Source organism: Psittacicella melopsittaci (assembly GCF_003585925.1).
GTDB lineage: Bacteria > Pseudomonadota > Gammaproteobacteria > Enterobacterales > Psittacicellaceae > Psittacicella > Psittacicella melopsittaci.
This window is the reverse complement of sequence record NZ_NRJH01000067.1, coordinates 1-9480: the sequence shown is the minus strand read 5'-3', so window position 1 is coordinate 9480 and position 9480 is coordinate 1. Positions and strand designations below refer to the sequence as shown.

At 35.8% G+C, this 9480-nt stretch carries 6 protein-coding genes and 1 tRNA gene; 1 reads left to right on the top strand and 6 read right to left on the bottom strand.

The genetic code is table 11. The features are described 5' to 3' along the window. Positions 1-342: 342 nt before the first annotated feature. The 4 genes from CJP74_RS07285 to CJP74_RS07270 all read right to left on the bottom strand — a co-directional run bounded on the left by CJP74_RS07285 (position 343) and on the right by CJP74_RS07270 (position 5923). The gene (locus CJP74_RS07285) at positions 343-1071 is read right to left on the bottom strand and encodes an antibiotic biosynthesis monooxygenase (RefSeq protein WP_119497775.1); all 729 of its coding nucleotides are present in this window, start codon (positions 1069-1071) and stop codon (positions 343-345) included. Positions 1072-1581: 510 nt separating this feature from the next. Beyond that, a complete protein-coding gene (locus CJP74_RS07280; RefSeq protein WP_119497773.1) occupies positions 1582-2370 on the bottom strand; it encodes a putative quinol monooxygenase in 789 nt (262 codons plus the stop codon). Between the two features lie 940 nt (positions 2371-3310). Continuing rightward, positions 3311-4465: an iron-containing alcohol dehydrogenase gene (locus CJP74_RS07275; protein WP_119497771.1), complete on the bottom strand. Its 1155-nt coding sequence runs from the start codon at positions 4463-4465 to the stop codon at positions 3311-3313. Between the two features lie 447 nt (positions 4466-4912). After that, positions 4913-5923 (bottom strand): putative quinol monooxygenase, encoded by a 1011-nt coding sequence (locus CJP74_RS07270; RefSeq protein WP_119497769.1) that lies wholly within the window; start codon positions 5921-5923, stop codon positions 4913-4915. An 894-nt stretch (positions 5924-6817) separates the two neighbouring features. On the opposite strand from CJP74_RS07270, the gene CJP74_RS07265 reads away from it, so the two are divergent. After that, a complete protein-coding gene (locus CJP74_RS07265) occupies positions 6818-8281 on the top strand; it encodes an amino acid permease (RefSeq protein WP_119497767.1) in 1464 nt (487 codons plus the stop codon). Between the two features lie 46 nt (positions 8282-8327). Here CJP74_RS07265 and CJP74_RS07260 read toward each other — a convergent pair whose 3' ends face one another. Together CJP74_RS07260 and CJP74_RS07255 are read right to left on the bottom strand one after the other, a co-directional pair. Further along, on the bottom strand, positions 8328-9224 hold the full coding sequence (locus CJP74_RS07260) for an HAD family hydrolase (protein WP_119497765.1): 897 nt from the start codon (positions 9222-9224) through the stop codon (positions 8328-8330). 147 nt (positions 9225-9371) lie between these two features. Continuing rightward, positions 9372-9447: transfer RNA gene (locus CJP74_RS07255), tRNA-Val, on the bottom strand. Between the last annotated feature and the right edge of the window lie 33 nt (positions 9448-9480).

Genomic DNA, 9480 nt, shown 5'->3' with positions numbered 1-9480 from the left:
TGCAAACTTGTACCTAAGTTTGCTGCTATTTTTTACCTTGTTGGCAAAAAATAGGCATAAAAAAAAGCTAATCCAATAGAGGGGGGATTAGCTATTTTAGTCTGATATTCCTTATTACTCTTGATACTTATTAAGAAGCCTAAGGCAAATGCTTAGCTCTTAAAATAAATATCAATTTAGAGAATCTATGGAATCCCTGATTGACATTATCTATCATCAATGATACGCCTATTATAGGCTAAAAATCATAATTTCGAAAGAGTAAATTTGCTCTTTTTCCAAACTTTTTATCTAACTTGTTGTTTATATTAACAAAAAAATTAGTATTTAAGTCTAATTTTGTTAATTTAACCCGTTAATACTAAAGTTCATTGAACCTTTACTCATTAAAAATAATGGTGTAATAGGTAAAACTTCACGGCTTTTAATCATTTTGCTGGTGCTATTTAGATAACTTTGAAAACTACTGCCACTGAGGTGAGCTTGGTAGTCTTGTTCATTACCAAATACTTCAATAAAAACCCACTGCTTATTGTTTAAACCAGCGTAGAGAGCAAGAACCTTGTTATCTGAATTTCTGATTTCATCAAAAAACTTAATCAGTTCTTTACGATACTGTTCGCGATATCTGTCTTTAATCTCTACTTTTACTAGAATAACTTTATTTTTACCATTCTGCATAAATGACTTGTCGTATAAATACTGCGCTTGCAGATTACAATTGTCATTTACCGTACGGGAAAGCTGAGTTATAGTGTCGTGGTAGTCTTGAAAATATTCGGTATTTAAATAATGATTATAGCTTTGTTTATTAGTAAAGATCTCTATATGGTAAGCCTTATAGGGATTATCAGTGCTACGGAGATAGTACATACTTAAAGGACCTGCATCACTTGCCATAGTAACAAAGATGTTGCGACGACTAATTTGTTCAAAGTCAACTAAACGTCCTTGATGAACCTCTACCTCACAAACTTTAAATACAGGGGTATCCTTTAGCGGGGAGTTCGCTTGTGCTAAGGCAAAGCAAGAAAAGAATAAAACCACCTGACTTAAGATTTTTTTCAACATATAAAATAAAAGAAATTACCTAGGGGATAGTTTACCTAGGCCACTGTAAATATGATTCTCTAACAAAAGTCTTGTTATAGAAAGGAAATAATTATTATATTCTAATTATATTAAAATACATTAAAAATTCGCACTTTTACCGATATCTAAATTACAATAAAATACATAATTTTCTGATATTTAAGGCTTTTAAGTGAGCGAACCCTTAAAATTAATAAGGTTATGCCTATTAATAAATTTTTGTTTTAGGCAAAAAAATAAGAAGCTAGAATTTAACTTTTAGCTTCAAAAAATAAAGGTAGGGGGTTACCTTTACCCCTATTAGACAAATTATTTTGCATAAAGTTGGGTGATTTTAGTGATTTTTTGCTCTTGCTTTTTTTTGTAAGCTTAAAGACCTAAGACCTAAAATAGCTTGTAACACTTACTTTACCCATTTTCTTACAAAAAAAGAAGACTTTTGCAGTCTTCTTCAATTCCTTTTTTTACTAAACCCCACAATCAATCAACTTATTGACGTGGATTATCTAAAAATTCTGTTTTATCGTTGAGGCTATTATATCGCATTTTTCCTTTACTCATAAGTAAACTTACAGTTACAGGAACCTCTTCACGACTATTTAGCATCTCTTGAGATTGTTCGAGGTAGTTAAGATAGTAGTCTTGTTGCCCATGCTTCTCAAAAGCTTGGTTGTCGGCATAAACGGTAATAAATAACCATTCACTTGGACTTTCCATACGATTAGCAGCATAAACAGCATAGATACCTGGCTCGTTTCTTACCGCTTGTTGTAGCTCTTGTAAAACTAACTCACGATAGTCGGTTAAGTATTCGGTTTTTACGCTCACTCTCTCAAACTTCACTAGAGTTTGTTCGCTTGGCGTAAACTTGCGATCAAACACATACTGCGGAGCTAAACGAAGGGCTTGCACGTTCTCTACAAGCTCTTGAGTTTGTTCGTTATAAGTTTGTTGGGCTTGCCCTTCCAGATGAGTTTGGTAATCTTCTGGGTTAGCATACACTTCCACCACATAGGCTAAATCGCCTTCTCCTTTAAGAGAGAACATTGCTAGTGTGCCTTTTTCTGCGTTGAGAGAAGCGGTAATTTTATCTTGAGTCGCGGTAGTAAAAGCTTCATTTTTTTCAGGATCTACTTGAATAGTAAACACCTGTACTACTGGACGACTAGTTATATAACTTGGGGTATTCTTTTTACTGGTATTAGCATCTACATTAGCAACAACAGCCAGAGCCATTAACCCTGATACTGCCAGTTTACGCATATAGTTCATTAGCATAGATTTATACTCTTACAATAAATTATAGCTGATTTGATGTGATTCTAATCTAAGCCCGCCTGATATTTTTTCTTGCTTAATTCCCGTCATTTAACTAACTTGAAATAATATTTTTTTTCTCGGCAAAAAGCTTAGCTTAGTTATATAGTTATACCTTTGTTTAGTGATTATGCAAACTAAAATTAGGTACTTTTTTTATGATTTTAGCTCGCATCTTCTCAGGTCTAAAATTTTATCGGGGCTATAATAAAAAAATCACTAGGCAAGCTGCCTAGTGAAATCAGGTGTTAGCCGAAGCTAAACAATTAATATCAAAAATACTGAGTTCTTATATTATAGCACATATATCTGTCTTTAGTTACAAGTCAAAGCAAAATATTTGCTTTAAAAATATATTTATTTTCTTTCTCAGGCAAATATCTCCCTCTCCTAGCCCTCCTCAGAGTCAAAGCAAGAATAAAATTAGAGAAAAGATATCTTGTCGTAAAAAACAACGCAACTTAAATTAAGCTAAACTCAAATTAAGCTAAACTCAAATTAAGCTAAACTCAAATTAAGCTAAACTCAAATTAAGCTAAACTCAAAAAAGCAAAAAGCAAAAAACAAAGCAAAAAACAAAAAACAAATATACAAATACTTAACTGAGAGGATCTCAAAGACAAAGAAAAAGCCTAGTTCGGAACTAGGCTTCTTCTCTTAGTAAAGTTCTGTTTTTTTTGTAAAGTTCTGTTTTTTGTTTAGAGACAATCCCCAGCCTCGAGATAAATCTCGGGGCTGGTTGTTGTCTAATAGGCTCTTATTTGTTCGCTCTTGTTGGCATAGAGCTTATCGATCAGCTTGCTTTACAGTTCTTGTTCTGTCTCACAATTTTACTTTGCCTAGTTGCTTAGCTAGTTTTTAGTTTTCATACAAAGTACTAATTGCCGACTAACTGGTAGCTTTAAGCTTTTACGCCCTTAAGAAAGATTTCACGAATATTTTCGCGTGAGTAGATTTCCTCTAAGCCCCAGTTGTGAGCATATTCGGTACAACAGTCAATTAGTTTCTCAAAGTCAGCTTCACTTAACTCAGGAAGCTTAGTTGGGTAAGAGAACTTCTCAAACCACATGCATAAAAGCTCAATTGCAGCTTCTGGACTTTCTTCACTAAAGAACTCTAAAGCAAATCTCTCAAACTGAGAAGTTTTATAGTCTTTCCACCAACTCATCCATGCTGGTAAAGTAATCGCCAGACTTTGTTCGAGAGTTAAGTCTTGGTATTCGCTAAGTGCTAGCGCCAGCATAATTACAGGAAAAGAACGATCCCCTATCCCAAATGAAGTAGAACCATTACCTGCAAGCACATTTGCCCAAGCATACTCACTGTGAGCTCGTAGGTCAGTTGGATCTTGGTGTAAAGCTTCAACAGTTCGCATTATTGCCTTGATATTGGTTTCTACTAGGTTGTCGGTTAATTGCGGATGATCATCGGCTGTTAAGTAGCTTTCAAGTGACATTACAATACTCACTACGGCATTACGCGTCAGAATATGTAAAGGAGTAGTTGCTTGTAAAGCAGGATTAATAATGGCTAAAGATGGAATAATTAACTCATTGGTAAAGGTGCACTTAATGGTAGTTGATCCCCCTGCAATTAAAGCAAAGTTATTCATTAGCGAACCTTTAGTAGTTAAGGTCATTACCGCAAAAATCGGTAAAGCTTGACTTGGCTCTTGTTTTTCCTCGGAATCAGCATAAGCCATAAAGTCAAGTTCATTAACCGCCCCTAGAGCTATTACTTTAGCATAGTCCAGAACCGTAGAACCACCTACGGCAAGAACACCATCTACTTGCTCTTTTTTGGCTAAGGCTACTGCCGCTTGGACTTTTGTTAGATCCGAATTAAACTCTAGTCCCCCAAACTCCACATAAGCAATCCCTGCTTGTTCTAGGCTCTGTTCTATACGAGCTAAAGTGTGGTTTTCTTTTACGCGCTCGGAAGCGTAAACTATAAGTAATTTTTTTACCTTAAAAGGTTTTAAATAGGTACCAATTTGATTTTCTTTATCAGCCCCAAACTCAACTCGTGTTGGGCTATAGTAAGAAAAATTATACATATTACTCTCTCTTGTTGTTTAGATTATCTTTTTAACAAAGATAGCTTGTGTTTTTTCTTCGGAAGAGAATGCTTAGAAATCATGCAGACAAAAAAATATCTAAAGACTATTATAAAACAATTAAACTTATTTTTGCCTTAATCTCACGCTCTTTGTTAGATAATTAGATAAATCTAGTGCATATTGTTGCTTAAATTAACAAGATAAATAATTTAGTCTCTTCCTAGGGATGAGGCTAATTATTTCTGTCTAAAATAAAGGAAATAAAAAAGGCATGTCATCTCCATGACATGCCAAATCGCAAATATTAATAGGGTTTGGAATTTGTTTTAGTGCAATACTTTGTCCTATGAAGGTAATCCTCTAAAATTCTACCCCTGAGGGAAATCCTCTAAGCTGAATCAGTCTCTCGTAATTTAGTTTTTTGCTCTAAAAAACCTAAAACTTCTAGTTAGATTGAGGGGTAGCCTCAGCATTGGATGCAGGTACTGAACTTGGCTTAGATTCAGGCGTAGTTCCTTGATTAGAAGCAGGATGAGTCTCCGAGCTAGCTTGGGCATTATAGTCAACGAGTCCACGCGTCATTAACAAGCCTGCTTGTACCTCAAGATCTAGTTCACCATTTAGATTAGCTTCTTGTCTTTGCATAAATTGACTGTAAGCTTCGCTTTGCTTAAAGTTTATATAATCTTGCTCACTCGTAAAAGTTAAGACAACAAACCACTGACTCGGATCTTGTTCACTTTGTAAAAGGTAGACTGCCTGCAAAGCAGGATTAGTGGTAAATTCTTGGGCATAGAAGCTAGTTAGCTCTTGCTTAAATTCTTCTATTTTCTCTTCTTTTACACTCAAGGTCATGAGAGCAGGAGTAGTCGTGTCCGTTTGCACAAAACTACGTTCTTGCACTAAGGCAGGAATTAACTGTAAATCTACGCCTGGCTTATTTAACAGATCCTGATATTGCTCTTCTTGGTTCAGTTCACTGTTTTGTTTTTCTCGACTAAAGGTTTCTAAGGCTTGTGGGTTAGCAAACACTTCCAATAAGTAAGCAGTACCCTCTTGTTGTCCGTCGAGTAAAGAATACATAGTTAACACCCCTAGTTGCTCAGCAAAGGCATTACTAATAAAAAATGAAGTTAATTCAACAAGGTCATCACGAACGGGCACATTATACTGTAAGAGTTTAACTACCGGAGCTTGCCTTATAGGTAAAAGTAAAGGTTGAGCCAAAGGTTTACTTATGGGCTCAAGACTTAAATCATGGTCTCCGCGCATTAAGGCTTCTTCAATAATCGTTTGAATTTGTTGCGGAGTGGATGCTCGAGTTATTTTTTCCAAAGGTTGAGTCTTGGAGCTTACTGCTTCATGGCTATAAGCGTAACTTCTCTGTCCCAGTAAGATAATTACTAAAAGGCTGAGAAAAATTAATTTGCTCGCATTAATTATTTGATTTTTCATAATAAGGTTATAGCATTGTTTTTTAGCAAAGCAAATTTATTTCTTGCTTTTTCTGCTTTTAGCTCCTGGTTCTCCCGTATTTAGCGAGGTAAAAGGAGTTGGTTGAGGTAAAAATAAATTACAAAAAAATTGGCAAAAAAGTAACTAGCTTGTACAGGGGGGTAGTTCTAGCTTTACTTTTTGGTTTTACTTTTCTTTGTCTTTAGTTTGCTTTGCTTGCTTTGCTTTGCTTTCCTGTTCTTTGCATTTAGTTTGATTTCTTCACTTTCCTGTTCTTTGCATTTAGTTTGATTTCTTCACTTTCCTTTTCTTTGTCTTTAGTTTGCTTTCTTCACTTTCCTTTTCTTTGTATTTAGTTGGCTTTCTTCACTTTTCATTTCTTTGTATTTAGTTGGCTTTCTTCACATTCCTTTTCTTTGCATTAGTTGGCTTTCTTCACTTTCCTTTTCTTTGCATTAGTTGGCTTTCTTCACTTTCCTTTGCTTACTCCTACTTATCCTTAGGTGCCTTTCTTGCTTTGCTAGCGGTCAATTTATTTACCCTTTTTCCTAGATTCTTACCCCAATTAACCTCTCCCTTGTTTACCTTTTTTGCTTGTATTTTAGTTCCCGCTCACTAGGAGATAAAATCGCTAATCTCGCCTTTTTATCCCTATCTTTCAAGGCTAAGAACAGAGACAATAAAGAAAAATTGTTGTATAATTAACAGGTATTTTTTTATTTTTTGTCGGGATATTTTTCCTCACAATAATTTATTTTTAAGCATATCCTTGAGAACATTTTGTAAAGTTGTTACATTATTTTTGGAGACAAAGAAAAATAGGTAATTCTTTACAGACGGATATTTTTCTTTGTACCCCTTAGGGGATTATGCCATTACCTTGCAATTTAAACTATGGCTATAGAAAACAAAGAACACAAATTGCACCGTAAACTGAGACCAAGACATATGACCATGATTGCCATTGGGGGATCTATAGGTACAGGTCTATTCTTATCATCAGGTGCAACCATCGCTCAAGCAGGTCCAGGTGGAGCCTTAACCGCATATATCCTTGTCGGTTTAATGGTTTACTTTATTATGACCTCGCTGGGCGAGCTTTCAGCATTTAACCCTACCTCTGGCTCTTTTGCTACCTTTGGTACCTTATATGTAGATAAGGCATTTGGTTTTGCTCAGGGGTGGAACTATTGGTATAACTGGGCTATTACTCTTGCAGTAGAGCTAGTAGCAGCGGCCTTAATTATGGGATATTGGTTCCCTGATGTCCCTGGTTGGATATGGTCGGCAATCTTCTATGTCCTTATTCTGGGCATTAACCTCTTTAGCGTAAAAGGCTTTGGGGAAACCGAATTCTGGTTTGCTTTAATTAAAGTAATTACTGTAATTGTCTTTGTGGTAATTGGTCTATTAATGATCTTTAAAGTAATGGACGGCCAACCTGGACAATTTTCGGTACTAGAAAACCTCACTGCAGGTGACGCACCATTTGTAGGTGGCTTCCCAGCAATGATGGGTGTGGTAATGATTGCAGCTTTTAGCTTCCAAGGTACAGAAATGATTGGTGTAGCTGCCGGTGAATCAAAAAATCCAGAAAAGTCAATTCCTCTAGCAACACGTCAAATTTTCTGGCGTATTTTACTTTTCTACGTATTTGCGATTATCGTAATCGGTTGTTTAATTAACTACCAAGATCCAAACCTGCTAAAAAATGATGAAACTGATGTAGGTTACTCACCATTTACGCTCGTATTTAAACAAGCTGGTTTAGGCTTTGCAGCGGCAGTAATGAACGCCGTAATCTTAACTTCGGTATTATCAGCAGGTAACTCAGGTCTTTTTGCTTCTTCGCGTATTCTCTTTGAAATGGGTAAAAACGGCCTTGCACCAAAAATCTTTGGTCGCGTTACAAAAGCAGGAGTGCCTTTAGCAGCGGTATTATGTACTGCAGTTATTGCCGCTCTATGCTTCTTAACCTCACTCTTCAAAACCGCTGATGTTTATTTATACTTATTAAATGCTTCAGGGATGTGTGGTTTTGTAACTTGGATAGGTATTTCAATTTGTCACTACCGCTTCCGTCGAGCTATGACTGCACAAAACTTTGATCGTACGCAGTTACCTTACTTAGCTAAGTACTTCCCATTTGGTCCAATTCTTTCTTTAGTAATGCTTACTTTTGTGGTACTAGGACAAGACTGGGATCTAGTAACTGGTAAAGGTTTTGATGTAGGAACATTTATTTCAACTTATTTAGGTTTAGCTTTATTCTTTGTTCTTTATTTTGGATACAAGTTTACTAAACATACTAAGTTAATACCTTTAGAGCAAATAGATTTAACGCAACGCGCAAAATAATCTCAAGCTAAAAAAAGAGACTAGGAGTAAAACCTAGTCTCTTTTTTTAATCTTCTTTAAAGTAAGGCTCTAAAGGAGCACCTAAATTAAAAAGCTGATTACAAATACGAGCTACCATTAAGTCAGTGTTTTTCCCAACTAGATGCACATGACTAAAATCATCAACATGGGCAATTAGTTTAGGGTCAGCATTTTCCATCACAAAACCATATTTGGCAGTTTCCATCATATGGGCGTCATTCATGCCGTCACCAAAAACAATTAAATTCTCACCATTGCTATAACCAAAGTGCTCAAGGTATTTACTAATTGCATTAGCCTTGGTTACGCCTGCAGCGTTAATTTCTAAACAGTTTACTTGCGAGAATACACATTCAACCTTGTCACCATACTTTTCATAAATAAGCTCTTGGAGCTTATTTAAGCGTTCAGAACGGGCTGTAGGTACAGGTTTGGTTTCTGGATCGATAAAAAAGAGCTTCACCACTTCATCAAAGTTAAGTAACTCTAAATTGAGTAGATTATACTCAAAGTGAGAATCTGAGAAAAAGCGAGCTACTTCTTCGTTAGGTTCATTTACATACCAGTGGTTTTTAGTATAAACATTAAAGATTAAGCCTTCTGGATCTATGTTAAAACATACATCACGAGCTACATCTTCTGGTACATAAGTTACTAAATCTTCGGCAGGTTCGGCATTGTTTAACATAGCTCCATTTGAAGTTACTAAAGGTAAGCTATATTTAACATTTTCTTCAATTCCGATTACATCACGATATGGACGTCCAGTTGCCAGAATTACTTTATAACCTTTTTCGACTAAAAGGTTAAATACATTTACTGTTTCAGGGGCAAGTTTGTGATCTTTTGCAAGTGCAGTACCGTCAAGGTCGGTTGCAATAGCTTTAATATTTGCAACATCAAAATCACGTAAGTGCTGCATGAGATAGTCTCCAATATTTTTTTGTTTAACTATATTATTATACCTAAATCTATTTAATCTGCACTACAATAATTTAGACTAAAAGGCATCAATTTGTTTAAAAACAAAAAAAGAGAACCGCAATGCGATTCTCTTTTTTAAAATCAATGGTGGGTGGTACTGGGCTCGAACCAGTGACCCTCAGCTTGTAAGGCTGATGCTCTCCCAACTGAGCTAACCACCCAGGGAAATTAATTTGGCGATGACCTACTCTCAC

Bases quoted from the DNA above. Each gene is read 5' to 3' on its own strand.
- CJP74_RS07280 (WP_119497773.1), bottom strand. From the start codon at position 2,370: ATGCTAATGAACTATATGCGTAAACTGGCAGTATCAGGGTTAATGGCT.
- CJP74_RS07275 (WP_119497771.1), bottom strand. From the start codon at position 4,465: ATGTATAATTTTTCTTACTATAGCCCAACACGAGTTGAGTTTGGGGCT.
- CJP74_RS07265 (WP_119497767.1), top strand. From the start codon at position 6,818: ATGGCTATAGAAAACAAAGAACACAAATTGCACCGTAAACTGAGACCA.
- CJP74_RS07270 (WP_119497769.1), bottom strand. From the start codon at position 5,923: ATGAAAAATCAAATAATTAATGCGAGCAAATTAATTTTTCTCAGCCTT.
- CJP74_RS07285 (WP_119497775.1), bottom strand. From the start codon at position 1,071: ATGTTGAAAAAAATCTTAAGTCAGGTGGTTTTATTCTTTTCTTGCTTT.
- CJP74_RS07260 (WP_119497765.1), bottom strand. From the start codon at position 9,224: ATGCAGCACTTACGTGATTTTGATGTTGCAAATATTAAAGCTATTGCA.